Annotated in this window: 13 protein-coding genes, 1 tRNA gene and 2 pseudogenes; 3 read left to right on the forward strand and 13 right to left on the reverse strand. The window is 33.8% G+C overall.

The window, feature by feature from the left end; genetic code table 11:
• Positions 1-56: 56 nt before the first annotated feature.
• Complete coding sequence (locus QM419_RS04190; protein ID WP_414267192.1) at positions 57-3,074, reverse strand: SspB-related isopeptide-forming adhesin; 3,018 nt, start codon at positions 3,072-3,074, stop codon at positions 57-59.
• 910 nt (positions 3,075-3,984) lie between these two features.
• Between QM419_RS04190 and QM419_RS04195 the strand changes: the two genes are divergently transcribed.
• Complete coding sequence (locus tag QM419_RS04195; protein ID WP_000394558.1) at positions 3,985-4,320, forward strand: helix-turn-helix domain-containing protein; 336 nt, start codon at positions 3,985-3,987, stop codon at positions 4,318-4,320.
• Between the two features lie 2 nt (positions 4,321-4,322).
• On the forward strand, positions 4,323-4,748 hold the full coding sequence (locus tag QM419_RS04200) for an ImmA/IrrE family metallo-endopeptidase (RefSeq protein ID WP_414267191.1): 426 nt from the start codon (positions 4,323-4,325) through the stop codon (positions 4,746-4,748).
• A 185-nt stretch (positions 4,749-4,933) separates the two neighbouring features.
• Here the strand turns inward: QM419_RS04200 and QM419_RS04205 are convergent, their stop codons facing one another.
• From QM419_RS04205 to QM419_RS04225, 5 genes and pseudogenes are all read right to left on the reverse strand, one after another.
• The gene (locus QM419_RS04205) at positions 4,934-5,218 is read right to left on the reverse strand and encodes a hypothetical protein (RefSeq protein ID WP_414267190.1); all 285 of its coding nucleotides are present in this window, start codon (positions 5,216-5,218) and stop codon (positions 4,934-4,936) included.
• Positions 5,219-5,322: 104 nt separating this feature from the next.
• Entirely contained in the window at positions 5,323-6,552 is a 1,230-nt protein-coding gene (locus tag QM419_RS04210; protein WP_414267189.1) for a hypothetical protein, read from the reverse strand.
• A gap of 4 nt (positions 6,553-6,556) precedes the next feature.
• A pseudogene (locus QM419_RS04215) lies at positions 6,557-6,886 on the reverse strand (type ISP restriction/modification enzyme); the annotation flags it as partial.
• A gap of 208 nt (positions 6,887-7,094) precedes the next feature.
• Entirely contained in the window at positions 7,095-8,294 is a 1,200-nt protein-coding gene (locus tag QM419_RS04220; RefSeq protein ID WP_414267188.1) for an N-acetylmuramoyl-L-alanine amidase family protein, read from the reverse strand.
• A gap of 12 nt (positions 8,295-8,306) precedes the next feature.
• Positions 8,307-9,550, reverse strand: a pseudogene (locus QM419_RS04225) (caspase family protein).
• 92 nt (positions 9,551-9,642) lie between these two features.
• On the opposite strand from QM419_RS04225, the gene QM419_RS04230 reads away from it, so the two are divergent.
• Positions 9,643-10,497 (forward strand): helix-turn-helix domain-containing protein, encoded by an 855-nt coding sequence (locus tag QM419_RS04230; RefSeq protein WP_049549303.1) that lies wholly within the window; start codon positions 9,643-9,645, stop codon positions 10,495-10,497.
• A gap of 575 nt (positions 10,498-11,072) precedes the next feature.
• Here QM419_RS04230 and QM419_RS04235 read toward each other — a convergent pair.
• The 7 genes from QM419_RS04235 to QM419_RS04265 form a co-directional block, all read right to left on the reverse strand.
• A tRNA-Thr gene (locus tag QM419_RS04235) sits at positions 11,073-11,145 on the reverse strand.
• A gap of 46 nt (positions 11,146-11,191) precedes the next feature.
• Positions 11,192-11,653: a GNAT family N-acetyltransferase gene (locus QM419_RS04240; RefSeq protein ID WP_414277980.1), complete on the reverse strand. Its 462-nt coding sequence runs from the start codon at positions 11,651-11,653 to the stop codon at positions 11,192-11,194.
• Between the two features lie 38 nt (positions 11,654-11,691).
• Positions 11,692-12,477 carry an ABC transporter permease gene (locus QM419_RS04245; protein ID WP_178895195.1) on the reverse strand — a complete coding sequence of 262 codons (786 nt, stop codon included), beginning with the start codon at positions 12,475-12,477 and terminating at the stop codon, positions 11,692-11,694.
• 1 nt (position 12,478) lies between these two features.
• Entirely contained in the window at positions 12,479-13,297 is an 819-nt protein-coding gene (locus tag QM419_RS04250; RefSeq protein ID WP_414277981.1) for an ABC transporter permease, read from the reverse strand.
• 1 nt (position 13,298) lies between these two features.
• On the reverse strand, positions 13,299-14,291 hold the full coding sequence (locus QM419_RS04255) for an ABC transporter ATP-binding protein (RefSeq protein WP_414277982.1): 993 nt from the start codon (positions 14,289-14,291) through the stop codon (positions 13,299-13,301).
• A 358-nt stretch (positions 14,292-14,649) separates the two neighbouring features.
• The gene (locus QM419_RS04260) at positions 14,650-15,582 is read right to left on the reverse strand and encodes an alpha/beta hydrolase (RefSeq protein ID WP_414277983.1); all 933 of its coding nucleotides are present in this window, start codon (positions 15,580-15,582) and stop codon (positions 14,650-14,652) included.
• An 87-nt stretch (positions 15,583-15,669) separates the two neighbouring features.
• The gene (locus QM419_RS04265; RefSeq protein WP_414277984.1) at positions 15,670-16,068 is read right to left on the reverse strand and encodes a hypothetical protein; all 399 of its coding nucleotides are present in this window, start codon (positions 16,066-16,068) and stop codon (positions 15,670-15,672) included.
• Between the last annotated feature and the right edge of the window lie 27 nt (positions 16,069-16,095).

The following is a 16,095-nucleotide window of genomic DNA, read 5'->3' on the forward strand; positions in this document are numbered from 1 at the left end:
AACAAAATAAAAGGACGATAATCCTGTTCTATTATCGCCCAACAACACAATATTCACTAGTATTTTTTACGTTTAAGACCAGCTAAACCAAGAACAGATAAAATAGCAGTACCTATCAATCCAAGAGAACTTGCCTCAGTACCTGTATTTGGCAACTCTTTCAATTCTACAGATTGCTCTTGTTTAACTGATTCAACTGACTGGGATGGTGTAACTGGGTTAGATGGCTCAGTCGGTTTAACTGGCTTAGGTAGTCTAGGTAATTCAGGAGAATTAGGAACTTCAGGAGTATGAGTCACTACTTTAGCTTCCATCTCTTGACCGTTGACAATATTGACAAATCTATTTTCAACTTCTCCACTTGCGATACGCTCAACTTCGATATAGAAATCAGCATCAAACGTACCTTGTACTCCTAGAGAGTTTAGGAACTCTTTATCAATAGTGTAAGCCCACTTACTGTCTTGTTCATTCCATGTTACTTTAACAATCTTCTTGATAAAGTCAGAGTTTGTACTTTGATCAAATTCAAATTTAAAAGCATAAGTAGAACCTTTAGCAATCTTGTCTCCTGCCTTAACCACTTTTCCGTCAGACAAGACTACATCATAAGGAAGAACCAAATCTTTTTCAGCAAGGTATTCTGTACCACGAATGATTCCTGACCAATTGCCAGTATAACGATCATGTCTAACATCTAACTTATCAATGCCATCATACTGATAAAGAGTATCATGTTTTGCTGGAACAGTTACACCGTCCAAAAGATAGCGTAGATATTCCCCAATTTGAATTTCTTGACCGTCACGAACTTTAGAATTATCTTTGTGATCCAAAGCATGTTTTTCAGGTTTCAAGTTAGGAACTTGAACAGTTACCAAGTTAGAAACATAGCCATTTCCAAAGTCAATTTGGTTGAAATCGTTCTTCACAATTTGACCTTTTTCTACCAACAAATGAGCAGGAAGATCAATCGTGATATTCTTAGCCTGTCTTACATAATTCTTATAGAATGAAGCCGAGTCTTTCGCTACAAACATATAGAACTCACCTTTTGGATTCAAGCCTGCCTCTTTCAAAATGTTTTGAATTTCCTGTGTACGTTCTTTTTCGGAAAGAACATGATACATATTAAAAAGATCCTTAACATCTTTACCAGTAGAATCCTTCATTGTGATTTTGTTATCATCTACCATGTAAGCACCATCTTGTACATCATCTACCATTGCCCAAGTCTTACCATGAGTTTTAGAATCAGCAGTAAATGTTGAATATGGTTTATAATCCGTTGTCAAACTGAATTTCACATTTTTATCAAATGTATTTGCGCCATCAATATTGTTTCCAAAGTTATCAGTAATAGACTTCACAGGTTTTGGAGTGGAAGGAGTTACACGTAAACGTCTATATTTAATTTTTACAGTTGGGGCATCAGGTTTATTCGGTAAATCTTTTGTTTTTCTCAAAACAAGCTTTATTTCTTTAGTATCCTTTTTCTTCCACTCAGGTTCAACTGGTGGCTTAGAAAGGATAGTCACAGGCACTGTTGAACTTGCCTTACCAAAGATACCAACAGCCCACCCATCTTGATAGAAAATATCTTCATCTTTCAGATTACTTCCTGCCGAACCAAGCTGTCTTTTAACTTCGGTTCGTTTGGATTCAATTTCTTCTTCACCATGAACACCTACTCCATTGTGATAAGCAAAATTCAACTTAGAACCATATCCAACAGAAAGAAGCGAACCTAGAGGAATATCTGATTCATCCCCTACGTTAGCATATCCAAGATCACCTGCTTTTACTCCCAATTCAGGGACATCATGAGTCCATGGGGTTTTATATTCGCCTTTATAATATTCCTTATTATCACGGTTTACTTTCTTAACTTCTGAACCATTTGGATTTAAAACAATTCCTTCTGAACCATCTTGATAAGTAAAGCGTAATTCTTGTCCATAATCAATATCATTAAAAGTAGCAGCGATAGCCATCCCAACTTCTTTTCCTGTCTTTTCATCAAAAAAGTCAATTTTTGTGTCAAATTGAACTAGATTCCCAAACAAGAAATTGATTGAACCACTACCATTGTCTTTTCTAATAAAGATCTTTGTAGCACTTAATGGCTTGCCATCCTTAACCCACTCAGCTTCCGCACTATTGAAAGTAAATCGAGCAGATATTTTCTGACCTTCTTTACTTTCAGCAACATTATGGAGCGCGAATGAATCACCTGTTTTTGGATTCACAATTTCAGCAAAAACATCATCATTTTTTGCGAGCAAGTCTGTACGACTTCCACTAATAGTCGTATCTGAATGTAGTCCAATATAATCTTTAACAGCAGTTAAACCTTCTACTCCTTCAAATGAAACAGTTAGGCTTCTGTAATAACCCACACTGCCACGTTTGCTTTCATCATAATTGCCATAAACTTTAATATGAGTATTTTCAGCCTTCAATCCTTTCTTAGCAAGTTCTTCTTTTTGCTTGTTGTAAGCAGTCAGTTCCTTGTTGTAGTTTTCTAGCTTCTTGTCATACTGCTCTTTTAGTTCAGTATTTTCCTTGTCAACCTTCTTATTATAATCTTCTTGAGCTTTCAGGCTATCTTTGTAGTCATCTTTTTTCTTTGTATTATCACGTTCGATACTCTCGTTTTCAGCTAAAACTGCTCGACGTTCAGCTTCGTTATTTGTTTTAGCTTTCTTATATTCGTCCGTTTTCTGTTTGACTTCTGATTCATGTTTTGCATATTCAGCTTCAATTTCTTTCTGCTTACTTACGACTGTTTCGCTTGTTGCAACTCCTTCATCCTGAACATCATCAATTTCAACATTTACCCCAGCTTCTTTAGCTTCAGTCATAGCTTTATCAAGCGATTCATGAGAAATCGCAACTTCAAATTCTGCTTTCTTTTCTACAGCTACAGGGGTATTCACATTTACCTCATCAGCAGTTACAGTTGAAGAGAAAGCCAGTCCCAACATTGCAAGTGCAAGGATAACTCCACAAGCACCACCAGATTTCATCTTACGAATAGAACCGTAAGCCTTAAATTCTTGATTTTTCAACATTTATTATTAATTCTCCTTTTATTGATATTTTTATTTTTTTAATCTCGTTACTTTCAAGAAGGGGAACGAGATCGCTTATTTACTACAATCATTTTTCTCCTTTTCTACAAATAAAAAAAGCCAGTTCCCCAACTGACTTTAAAAATAATAATTCATTTTTGTATGCTACAGTTTGAAATATCTATTCATTGATTGTTCAAAACTATAGAATCTTGCACATAAATTTTGAAGAACTCTTTATCACCTCATTTCCTATTGTTAATTCACATAAAAGAATACAAGTATATTCTCTTGTGAAAACTAACAATAACACTTATTGTTAATTTTCTAATCTTTAAAGACTTTTATCCAAAGTCTTTACTGATTCCTGGTTATTTATATGCTCATATCTTCGCATATTTTCAGCTTCTAAGCCTACTACCTTCGCCAAAGTCACGAATTTAAGAATAACTCAATACCCCCTCTTTCTTACCTAAAGGCATTAGCAAAAGTTAATCACTTAACTCTCACATACCGACCATACGACATATAGACTTCACTATCTCTCTCTAGCTACCTTCTACGAAGTATCATTGACTGTTTTCAGCCGTCAGTTCCCTTTACTTATCTACTAAGGCGAAAGGACGAAATACCCAACGTGATCATATGAAATGACTAGTAAATATAAAAACTAGAACTACTAACAGCCTTGACTTTTAACCATAAATCACTTATAATAAAGTTGCAACATCAATTATTCGTGTTTGGTCAGTGTAAATCATTGCCTGACACGTTTTTTTATTAAATTTTCAAAGTTCAATCACCATAGAAAATGTAATCATCTGATTACATCGACTATTATATAATCAAATGATTACTTTGTCAAGACTTTTGTAAAATAATTTTATTATTTCTTATTACGGTACTTATTATGGAATTTAAAGATAGATTAAAAGCAGTTCGACTGAACAATAAACTCACTCAAAAAGAGGTAGCAAACCACTTCCAAACTTCACCTCAAAGTTATGCCCAGTGGGAGAAAGGGCTAAGAAAACCATCAGCAGAAAATCTTCAGAAACTTGCAGATTTTTTCAACGTTTCAACTGACTACCTTTTAGGGAAAACTGATTTTCCTGAACCTGATTCGGATATTGATTTAGATACTGCTATTGATAATTCAGTCGCTTTCGATGGTACGCCTATCACAGATGATGACCGAGAAATCATAAAAAATTATCTGAAAGATTACTTCGCAAATAAAAAATAAGTATGAATCTAAATAAAGTTATAAAAGAGATTGAGCAATTAAACTGCCAAGTTGTCATCCTTGACAACTTATCCTGTAAGGGGAGATATGTACTTGCAAATAACAAACACTTTATTTTCCTTAGTTCCAATACAACTGATATTGAAAAAATAAATATCCTTCTTCACGAAAAACACCATCTCATTAATGATGATTGTAACAACTCTTTATCTCAGATCGATACTTTTAAAAATCATATTGAATCTGATACTGAAAAAAGAAGAATACTTGATTTTATGAGTTTAGTAAATAGTGAATACCCAATTGATGAAAGTTTTAATTATCAAAACTATATTTTAAATGCAGAAATTCCAGCAAAATATGAAAATTATGTTAAGGAAATTGCTACACATTTCTACAACGAAAACAAAAAAAATAACATTATCTAATGATAGTGTTATTTTTGTCTCCAAAATATTTGTAGAAATTTAATCCATCACATACTTTTCAAACACATATAAAAACGTCATTGAATTTATTTGAAATTACAAAAGAAAGAATCACTGATTCTCTCTCGTTCTTACCAATATATATACATTATAGTCTACTACGAATAATATTTTTTCTCACTTTATTATTCTAAAATTACAGTTGCAGAGAGTTCATTATTGCAATAAATATCTAATTCATTTTCAGAATTACCACTAAACACACCACCACCTTTTTTTCTAAAGATAAACTTAACGAAATAAACTTCTAAATTGCCTTCATACTCTACATCAACTTCAAAATTAGAACCTGCTTCTATGTCTTCTATCTGAACAGAATAATCATTTAGAAAATCTCTTGCAAAAAAATTTAATTTTGGCTTTAAAAATTGTGGTACAGAATTGTAATAAATTACTTTTTTTAACTCCATTTGGGTTCTCCTTGATACAATAAACTTGCTTATTTAGATATTTTACACAATTTTTTATTGGTTCTAAATTCAACCATATCATAATTTATCTCTTAAGTACTTAATTAGCTAAATAATTTTTTTACAATATAATGAGCTAATCTAAAGAGGAAATAAATAAAAAGGAGGATATAAAATAGATAATTTCCAATAATAAATATACCAACGATAATTACTAAAATAAACAAAAGAATAAATACTACTATAAAAGCTATGCATTTTAAAACTTTGAACACTTTACTTCCCAATGTAGGGTTATCATTATTAGCCGTGAATTTAAGAAGCACTTTTTCGAAAAAAGTAATTTTATTATACTCAATTTCAGCACCTAAAAATAAGATTTCAAATATTGTTATTAACTTTTTTATTTTCTCCGTGGATATACTTATACCATTTGGAGTTTTAACGTCAATTAGACATGGAGTAGAATTTTTTGACCGTCTCTTAAAAACAAATGTATACTTCTGATTATTAAAAATAATTCCAGGAATTTCAATTCTATTTGTATTATTTTCTATATTATACACAAGTTTTTTCCCTATACTCGTAAAATTTTTAGGAAAAGTGATTGTAAACATCTCTTCTATCTTTATGATTCCAATATTTAATAAACAGATATTCTCATCAGTGAAAACGAAATCATTAGAGTTTAAATCTCCTATATTTTTGTTGTTTTTAGAGTAAGTTATCACATCTTCTATTATATGCTTCCCTTGCTTTTTTAAACTATATTTTTTTATAAAATGTCTATTATCAAGGAATAGAATAATAAAAAAGAATAAAATAGAAAATAAAATCAAAATAACCGATGCTAAAAAAAGAAATATTTGATTTAGTTTTTCCGGCTCACTTAAAATCTGACTTGGTTGTTTTAATAAATTATTAAAATTTTCTTTGCTAAAATATTCATGAATATTTTTAAAATTAGAAAGGAGTTTATCTAATTCTTGACCACCAAAAAAAGCAATAACGACTGCTATAGAATTCTTTAGATAAGATGTTTTATTTTCTATTTTAATGTATTCTTCTAGAGTTTCTAAATAAATTCCTTCTTGGTCAAATTCATATAATAGATTTCTATAAATTATTTTTAATTTTGGGTAGTATTCTAGGTCTTGAAACTTAAAAAAATATCCAGAATAATACTTGTTCATAATTTTTTCTATACTTCTAAAATTAGGATTTTTTAATTTTTCTCTATTTCTATTCCTTACATAGAAGAATAAAATTATTGTTACCATTATAGAGTTCATCAATAAAATGATTATATTTAAAGCATTATTATTGCTATCCATAATTTTACTCCTCCACTTCAAATTTAAGTAAACTATTGATTAAATTAACCGTTTGGATAGATACATTGATGATTCTCAATAGCAAATTAGAAATGTACTTTTCATCATCACTATAATCATTTGTATCATCTGTAATTCCAGATTTTTTATCAATTTTAACTTGATATTGATCCATTATCCATTCAATAGTGGATCTCCCATTTACAACATATTCATACGCTTTTTCAGGAATATTTCTAATCGTGATGTCGCTGTTAAATATGATTGTTGATAGATCTCTTATCGTTTTTCCTTTTTTATCTTGCTTTTGGATGAATCTCATCTTGGTTACTTTTTAAAATAAAAACTTGTATGTAATCATAGCAGAGAAAAAATTAGAATAACTGTTATTTCGTTACTATTATACCATACTTAAAAGGTGAATTTATAATAATCAAATAAAAAATATAGAATAAAATAGACCAGTCCTGATCTACTTTATTCTATATTCATTAACTAAAAAAGAAAATCTACCTTCTCAGTAGATTTTCTCTGTTTAAAATTTATTTCCAAGCACCACTGGCATCTACATAATAGCCATCTGGTGTGCGTGTATTGCTAAGCATATTACCAGATGAAGCCAGATAGTACCACTTACCACTATCTTTGACCCAACCTGTTGCCATTGAACCTGAGTTCTTTAGATAATACCAAGAGCCACTATCTTTTACCCAGCCTGTCGCCATAGAACCTGAATCTTTTAGATAATACCAAGTTCCACTATCTTTAAGCCAACCTGTTGCCATTGAACCTGAATTGTCTAGGTAATACCAAGAGCCACCATTTTTAAGCCAACCTGTTGCCATTGAACCTGAGTCCTTTAGGTAATACCAAGAACCATTATCATATAGCCAATCAGCTGAAATCATAGCTCCTGATGATTTAAAGGCATACCAGCTACCACCTTGGTATAGCCATGTTTGATTAAACATAACCCCTTCATCATCCATAAAGTACCAGCTTCCCGAATCCTTGATCCAAGAATTTTGAACTAATTGACCTTGTTTTTGATAGTACCAGTTTTGGTTTGATTTTAGCCAGCTTTCGGCTTTTACAATCGGATAAAGTTCTCTGAAAGCTCCTCCATTATCATATTTATGACTGATAGATTGTAGTTTTTCTAGTTTCAACTCGTCATTATCATAATTTGCCCAAGCAAAAACTTTTTGACCATTAACAGTCTCTGGTAAATTAGCAGTGTAAGTCTTGGTTTGATAGTCCCATTTAGCATCGAGGTAAGTGTATTGATCATTTGATTCTTCAATACGGTAGTAACCACTCTTTCCACTATCATTATGAATATCATCTACAACTTTCGTTGACCAGGTCTTCACTTCGTTTCCGCTCTTGGCTTCTACCTTGATATCTCCTCTATAGCCATAAGGTACATAGAAATTCAGGTAACGCCCCTCTGTACCGACCATAGACTTGTCCTTTTCTTGACCTAGAAAATTGACAGTCTGATCTTGGCCATTTAAAGTGACTTTCCATTCAATTTTTTCGTTTTTGGGCAAATCCAAGACTTTGATATCTACTTCATGGCCGTTATCAAATCGGAGAATTTTGCCATCTTGATATTGCACCCCTCCCTTAATAGGCCATACCTCTTGTAATTCAAAAGCTTTAGCAGATTGAGGAAGTGCAAACATAGCTAAACCTGCTAATGACAAACTAAATAGTGTGATTTTTTTTGATACTTTCATTTTATTGCCTCCTTATTTCTTGAATAAAACAAATTGACTGTTGTCTGGATAAACTGATACATGTTGTTGCTTATTACTTCTTGATATAGCTTCAAGAACCTGACTGTAAGAATATTGATAGAGTTCATCCAAAGTAACTCTTCCATTCTTATTGACATCAGCTACAGGCGAAATCTTTATATTTTGAAGAGGATTCCAGCCTGTTCCCATTGCCCAGTATCTTGTGGCAAGACTCCCACCTCCATATGTACTATACGATTCTTCCCCCTTCCAAGAGGCACATAGTACGAGGAATTTAGAATCAAGCATTTCACCATTCTTGCTTGCTACATCTCCTGTTGAAAATCCTGCTAAAAATTCTTGTTCATCAAATACTTCTTCAGACTTAGAGACGGCCTTTTCATCTGACTTACCTGCATTTATAATTGTTCCTGAATAGCAACAATCCAGCATAACCACAAACTTACCTTTGTATTGTTTCAAAATGGACGCCAATTCCCAACCAGAAAATGTCAGACCATCACCGCCAATATAGATTCTTCCATCTTTTCCTCCATGACAAGTAAAGTAAAGATAGTTCACATCACTTTCGCTAGAAGATTCAAAAAGTTCTTGCATTTTTGCAATAATCTCGGACTTAGTTCTATCTGGGAAACGAACAACTTCACTAAAGTTTTGGTTACTAAATACCTTTTCCATAGCATTAACATCTTCGATAGGAACAGCTATAGTTGATGTTTCACCGAGAACTAAAGCACGACGATTAATATTTTGATTTTCCCCACTATTAGCAAAGAAATAGGTATCATCTCCGATATTATGCCAACCAACTTGCATATCACCACTGCTAGATAAATAGTATTGTTTTCCATTGATAGTCTGTAGTCCCGTTTGCATTACACCGCTACCATTTAAATAATACCAGCTACCAGAAACCCAACACCATCCAGTTTTCATAGCACCACTATCATCTAGATAATACCAGTTTCCAGATTCTTTAATCCAGCCTGTCTTCATCCAACCTTCACTATCAAAATAGTACCAGGTACCACCTATTTTTTCCCATCCATTTGTAGTATATGAACCATCAGAATGCTTATACCACCAACGGCTATCAGATTTTAGCCAAGTTCCACTTGACTGACTATAAGTCGTTTGAGAGGAGGATTCTTGAGCAGAAACTTGATTATCTGTTGGCAAGGAAAGGAGGCTACTAAGCTTAGTAAAGCAACTGTTGACAATAAAATTTTTTTCATAATATTATTGTCCTTTCTTTTTTATTTTTGTATAATAATATCAAAAATGAAAAAAAGTGTTTTATTTTTTGCAAAAATGGAAGAGGATGAAAATGGAAAATTTTGGAGCAGTTTTAAAGGATATTCGTATTTCAAAAAACTTTCGTCTTAAAGATTTATCATGTAATGAAATTAGTGAATCAACTATTTCTCGTTTCGAAAATGGCATTACAAAATTATCTATTAATCATTTTTATATTCTGTTAAATCGTCTTGGAATATCATTTTCAGAATTTGAAGAATTAGTTCATTGTTATTATTCCAAAAAAGAATGTCTTTTTGAAGAATTAGAACATGCTGTAAATTCTTCAGATATATTTTTACTTCAAGAATTAGTGGATAAAATAGAGTTAAAACAAAAGCAAGAAAAAAGTTTATGCAATTATCACATAAAATTGATTGCTGAACAACAGATTAATCGTCTTGCAAACCTTCCTTATAATTCATCTAAATGTAATGAATTAATAAAATATCTGCTTTCTGTAGATACTTGGATGGAGTATGAACTAAAACTTTTCTATAATTCAGTGTTTTTTATGAATACTAAAACCATTAGCTTACTATATAGAATAGTAATCAAGAAAACACGACATTTTTTAAAAACGGATACCGGAACACATAAAGTAATTCCTCTATATTTATTTAACCTAGAAATGTTATTAAAAAATAATTTGTTAGACAGCGCTCAATTTTTTATAGATGATTTAGAAAATTTACTTACTAGACAAGGATATTATTTTGAAAAGAATTATTTGCTCTTTCTAAGAGGTATTTATCTTATAAAAACTAATCAAATAGAGCTAGGTAAAAAAGAATGTTCTAAAGCTATGAGAATATTTAAGGAATATAATGATAGTGACACAATAAATAAATTAAACCAGAGATTTAAGCTCGATCTAACAATTTAATTGTTAAATGATATCGTTTAGAGATATAATTCCTAAAAAATAGACAAATAATTTATCTATAAGATTTGGTTCTGCATTACACTGAACTAAATCTTTTTATTTTTAATACATTTGTTATTATATAGGCTTTTGTTGATTTATTTCTTGTTTTAATTCAGTGGAATAGTAACGATTCTTCCCTTTTTTAACGCTCTCTGTTCAATAACTATCAATTCACCTTGTCACATACCATAGCCAGAAATATCCATACCAAATCTTTTTGAAAGCTGATTAAAGCTTTGTACTTTCTTTCTGAGTTCATAGAACTGAATCTTAACCTCATTTGTCATTTCCATAATAAAAATAAGGACATTCCAATAAAGGAAGTCCTTTTTAACACTACTATAAATCAAAGACATTTTCATGATCCATTTTATTCTATAATCATTGACCAAAATATAATTTTTGGTCAAAATTTGGTCAAAATTTGGTCAAAAAAACAAAAAATACTAATTTATTTTTAAAAATGAATTTGTGATGATTGCCTTTAAATAAACACTTTGCATATTCTTTGTCTTTCTTTACATTACTAAAAATGCCGATTGCAGGGATCGAACCTGTGACCTACGCGTTACGAGTGCGTTGCTCTACCAACTGAGCTAAATCGGCGATTACCTTCTCAGTATAGCACTCTGATAGCGGATGTCAAGCACTTTTAGTTGATCTTTTTAATCAAAATCTGACAAGGATTTTGAGGCCCCCAAAGTTGTGGAAAAATCTCTAATTTTTTAAAGCCAAGACTGCGATAAAAGACATTTGTTCGATCATAATCTTTATTAGAGCCTTCTGCTACTGTTTTCACTTGCAAATAAACAACGTTTTTGCGTGCTTCATTTTCTAAAGTAGCAAGTAATTGACTCCCAATTCCTCTACCTTGATGAGCTCTTTTTACACCGATACAATCAATCTCTGCACAATCTTCACTGGAATAGGCCAAGCTTACAAATCCAGCCAAATCACTCTCCTGATAGGCAGCCCACACTTGCAAGTCCTTGGCTCCTTCGATATAGGCTTGCGTGCTTTCTGGTATTCCAAACCATTCTGGTAAGTCATGTAAGACTTCAGTGACTACTGCCATTTTTTGTGCTTCATTCTTGACCTCTTCAATAACAAACATTACAAAATCCTTTCTTGGTTTTAGTCTTACTTTAGCTCTTACGAACCAGCACTTTCGTAGGCATCTAAGCCCTTGTCCCATAGTTTCAAAGAAATGACAAAGAAGACAAGGGAAATCAGAATCAAACCACCGATATTAAAGAAGACATCCTTGTCCTGCAAGAAATAGCTGGCAGGATAGTAGGCCGTAAAAGCAAAAGGTACGATGAAGCTAATTAACCAACGAAGGAGCGAATTGTAAATGGAAATCGGGTACTTGGCAAAATCATTAAACATATAGAAAATGTAAATCATGGCACCTGACTGCTTGGTCCAAAAAGCGATGCTGGCTGTCGCGATTTTTAAAGAAGTGTAAATCAAGGTCGCAAAAGGAATACAAACTAGAAAAATCAGGAATTTTGGAAGAGTCCAAGCAATGCTAGTCGCCGTTGTTGCTAGTAAGATGCCACCGACCAAAAGTTCACCCAAGGCATCAATCTGAAAGGTCTCAACGAGGATGTGAAAGAGAGGATTGATAGGACGGGTCAGATACTTGTCAAACTCCCCTTTTCGAACTAGTCGTTGACCTAAAGCCCAGAGATTGTCAAAAAAGAGATGATCTAATCCCTTTGGAATTAAGGAAAATCCATAGATAAAGGCAATCTCTTGAAAGGTCCAACCTTCTAGCGAGGGGATGTGTTGAAAGAGTACATTGAGAAACAAGAGGTTCAGGCCTTGAGTCAGAAAGACTCCCAAGACACCAACCACAAAATCCACCTTGTATTCCATGATTTGCTTGATGTATTGTCTGATAAAAATCAGATGCATGCGTTGATATTTTTTCATCCTAACCTCCCTGAATGGTGATAAATGACTGGACTCGTTTCCAAATCAACTGAGACAAGCCCACCATCACTATAAGCCAGAAAAACTGAAGCAAAAGTGCTTGAAGAATCTGACTGGCATCGTATTTCCCAACAATAATCATGACCGGAGTGTAAATTAAGGATGAGAAAGGCAAGAAGGAGAGAATATCTGAAATCACCTTTGGAAAGAAAGCCAAGGGAATTAAACTTCCAGACATAAAGGCCACTATTGAAGTCTTGAGTAGATTGGAACCCCATAAATTTTTAAATACAAAGGCTGAAAATCCAAAGCAGATATTAAAGAAAAAGTTAATCAGATAAGCCAGAGTTAAGCTAAAGAGATAAAGGACAGTTAATCCTAGAACCTCTAGAATACCTTGCCCAGATAAGATTTTTATCAAAACAATGACACTTAAAAATGGCAATCCAACAGAGATAAAAATCAACCACTTGGAGCCAAGTTCGGTGAAAAGGTAAGAGGCCGCAAAATGCACTGGTCTCAGCAGCCGCATGATAATGGAGCCATCCTTGACCTCCTCCCCAATCATAAAGGAGCTATCAGACCTGGTCAACAGATTGGTCACAAAACTCATGATGATGTAGAGAGTGATATCTGCCATACTGAAGCCCTGAATCAAGGACTCCTGGGAGGAGTCAAAGACTGCCTTCCAGAGATAAAAGGCCACAAAAGCCCCCATGACATCACCAATCCGATAGAGAATAAAGTTGACTCGATAGGTAATCAACTCCTGAATCCCTGCATTGATAAAGGGTTTATAACGTCTCCATAATTTGACCATCTTAGAGCTCCTTTCGATAGAAGCGACGGATAATATCTTCAATATTCGTATCTACCATCTTCAAATCACGGACTTCAAAATCAGATAAGGTTTGCTTGATAATATCAGCTGATTGGTAGCGGGAACTATCAAATTCAATAGTCAGGTTGTTTCCTTGTCTATCAATGGACATATCCGAAAAATCTTCATAGTGAGAAAGGAGATGACTTTGACCTGGTAGCAGTTCAAAGGAAAGAGTCTTCATCTTGCCAAAGGTTTCCTTGAGCTGGCTAACCGTCCCATCAAAAATCTCCTGCCCCTTGTCAATCATAAAAATCCGATCACAGAGTTGCTCAATATCACTCAAATCATGAGTAGTCAAGAGAATAGTTGTCTCTTCCTCCTGATTGATCTGGGTGATAGCACGTCGAATGTTATCCTTGACCGACACATCCAAACCAATAGTCGGTTCATCTAAAAAGAGAACTTTGGGATTGTGAAGCAAGGAAGCCGCAATATCCGCCCGCATCCGTTGACCTAGTGAAAGAGTCCGCACAGGATCCTTGATAAATTCCTTCAAATCCAAAACTTCATTCAAAAAGTCCATGCGCTTATGGAAAAGCGAGTCTGGCACATCGTAAATCTCTTTCAAGACCGTGTAGGTCTCTTGTAGAGCCAAATCCCACCATAGCTGGGTGCGCTGTCCGAAAACGACTCCAATATCCTTGACATAATCTTGGCGATTATCCTGGGGAATCTTGCCGTTAATCCGACAAAAACCAGATGTCGGTTTTAAAATCCCTGTCAGCATTTTGATGGTTGTCGACTTCCCAGCACCATTTGCCCCGATAAATCCTAAAATTTGGCCTTTGGGAACTTCAAAGGTCAAATCCTTGACCGCTTCAAAGGTCTGCTTTTCAGGATGAATAAAGGAGCGCAAAGCCCCCTTCAAACCTGGCTCCTTTACTGTCTTCACAAAATTTTTCTGAAGATGTTCCACTTCTATCATTGCCATATCTATCTCCCTATCGTAAGAAGCAACATTGTATTTTTGACTACAAATATTCTAAATCCTTACTTTCTACACTTTTTCAATATTATTACAGAAGGCTTTATACCAACCTATTATAATCTAATAAAAATAGGAATGCAAGCGTTTGCTTATTGATTATGAAATTAGAGATTTCTCTCTTAAAATGAAACTTTTAATCAAAAATTCTATTAAATAGTTTCCTTAAGACACCAAAAAACCTGCCCTTAGGGGCAGGTTTTTTGGTAAGAAAAAGAATTTTTTAATCGAGAAAATTAACGATTCTACTGTTAATCCTCCAGCATTTAATTATTATCATCAGTCTCAATGGATTTTTAAGCCCTCAATTATTCTCTAAAAATTCTTCAATACGAGTAATAACCTCATGGCTTTGAGAATGATAAAGGTCGTGTGGCGCATCTATATAGACGACTTTCACATTAGACTGGTCACTGGCAAACCTCATAGCATAATGCTGCCATTCTGATTGGCTAAAGGTCGTACCTTCACCGTTAGAAACCAGGAGTAAGGCTGGAATTTTCGGATTAATGCTAGAGGGAACTTTCTTAGCATTTTCCTTTACCAAACGGGATTCATGAAGCATGGCTTGTGAGATCAACTGCTTATAAGCTAGGATTTTATATTGTTGTCGTTCATTTTCGGTCAGAGTTGGATTTTTTATATAAAAGGACTCAGGAAAATAACGTAATAAGCCAATCTTGCTGCTCCAGTAGGCTACAGTAAGGAGGACTTGATTGTCCTTTAAATCCTCATAACTTGACGGCAAAGCCCAATCAAGTCCAACCAAGGCTTTCACTTCATTAGGATACTTCTCCTGCCAAGCCAGACTTTCAAGACTAGCCATTGAATGAGACAGAATGATAAAAGGTCCTGATATATTTGCTTGAGATAGAGCTTGACGTGTCTCAGACAAAACTTCCGTCACATCTCTGGATTGATTACTATCCTCGCTATAACCATAGCCAGCTCTCTCGACTACGACAATCTTATATTTTTTTGATAGGGAATCTGTTAGATTCTTAAAGTCTAATATAGGTGAAGCAATTCCAGCACCTGATAGAACTACTATTGTCTCTGGACCATCCCCTTCAACGTAAACATTCATTTGGTGCCCATTGACAAGAACTTGCTGTCCCACAGGTGTTAGTGAGGCTTGTTCCTTTTCCAAGCTGATACGATGAAAGATGAATGTTGCCCCTAAAAACAAAAGAATGAAACTAAGAAAGCCAAGACTCCATTTTTTCAGTTTTTTCATAGCATTATTGTACAAAAATTAGACTCTTTTAGCAACTTTAGATTGGTTTTTCTCTAGTATTCTATATTTCATTTTCACACTTCTTCTTCACTCATCAAATCTTGTTCGTAAGTAGTTTTCAAACTCCTTTTGGGATAAATCACTAGGAAGTTCAAACACATACTCATATCCTTCATCACAAAAGGAAACCTTCTCTTCAGGTGGAAACCATTTCCGAAGCCAGACGATATAGGAGGCATAATCTTGTAACCTGTTCGTTGAATCAAAGTAATCAATCACAAAAACATTTTTCTTGCTAGTCAGTGAACTTTCCAAAGTAAGCTGAGGACTTTGATAATCCCAAGAAAGCGAGTAAGCTTTTTCAGGATTCGTCCTTTCTCTGATCAAAATACCTGGGAACTTTTCTCTCAAAGCAGTACAAAAGGCTTGTAAATCTAGGAATATGGGGTCTTTACTCTCAATAAAGACAAAATCAGCAGTACTCATCAGTCTCTCTCCTTCTTTTTAAAACTG

Origin of the sequence: Streptococcus infantis (assembly GCF_047464715.1) — a bacterium.
Taxonomy (GTDB): domain Bacteria; phylum Bacillota; class Bacilli; order Lactobacillales; family Streptococcaceae; genus Streptococcus; species Streptococcus infantis_S.

Coding starts and splice junctions, on each gene's coding strand:
- QM419_RS04200 (WP_414267191.1), top strand. CDS start 4,323: ATGAATCTAAATAAAGTTATAAAAGAGATTGAGCAATTAAACTGCCAA.
- QM419_RS04240 (WP_414277980.1), bottom strand. CDS start 11,653: ATGTTTGTTATTGAAGAGGTCAAGAATGAAGCACAAAAAATGGCAGTA.
- QM419_RS04230 (WP_049549303.1), top strand. CDS start 9,643: ATGGAAAATTTTGGAGCAGTTTTAAAGGATATTCGTATTTCAAAAAAC.
- QM419_RS04260 (WP_414277983.1), bottom strand. CDS start 15,582: ATGAAAAAACTGAAAAAATGGAGTCTTGGCTTTCTTAGTTTCATTCTT.
- QM419_RS04265 (WP_414277984.1), bottom strand. CDS start 16,068: ATGAGTACTGCTGATTTTGTCTTTATTGAGAGTAAAGACCCCATATTC.
- QM419_RS04210 (WP_414267189.1), bottom strand. CDS start 6,552: ATGGATAGCAATAATAATGCTTTAAATATAATCATTTTATTGATGAAC.
- QM419_RS04195 (WP_000394558.1), top strand. CDS start 3,985: ATGGAATTTAAAGATAGATTAAAAGCAGTTCGACTGAACAATAAACTC.
- QM419_RS04245 (WP_178895195.1), bottom strand. CDS start 12,477: ATGAAAAAATATCAACGCATGCATCTGATTTTTATCAGACAATACATC.
- QM419_RS04220 (WP_414267188.1), bottom strand. CDS start 8,294: ATGAAAGTATCAAAAAAAATCACACTATTTAGTTTGTCATTAGCAGGT.
- QM419_RS04250 (WP_414277981.1), bottom strand. CDS start 13,297: ATGGTCAAATTATGGAGACGTTATAAACCCTTTATCAATGCAGGGATT.
- QM419_RS04255 (WP_414277982.1), bottom strand. CDS start 14,291: ATGGCAATGATAGAAGTGGAACATCTTCAGAAAAATTTTGTGAAGACA.
- QM419_RS04190 (WP_414267192.1), bottom strand. CDS start 3,074: ATGTTGAAAAATCAAGAATTTAAGGCTTACGGTTCTATTCGTAAGATG.
- QM419_RS04205 (WP_414267190.1), bottom strand. CDS start 5,218: ATGGAGTTAAAAAAAGTAATTTATTACAATTCTGTACCACAATTTTTA.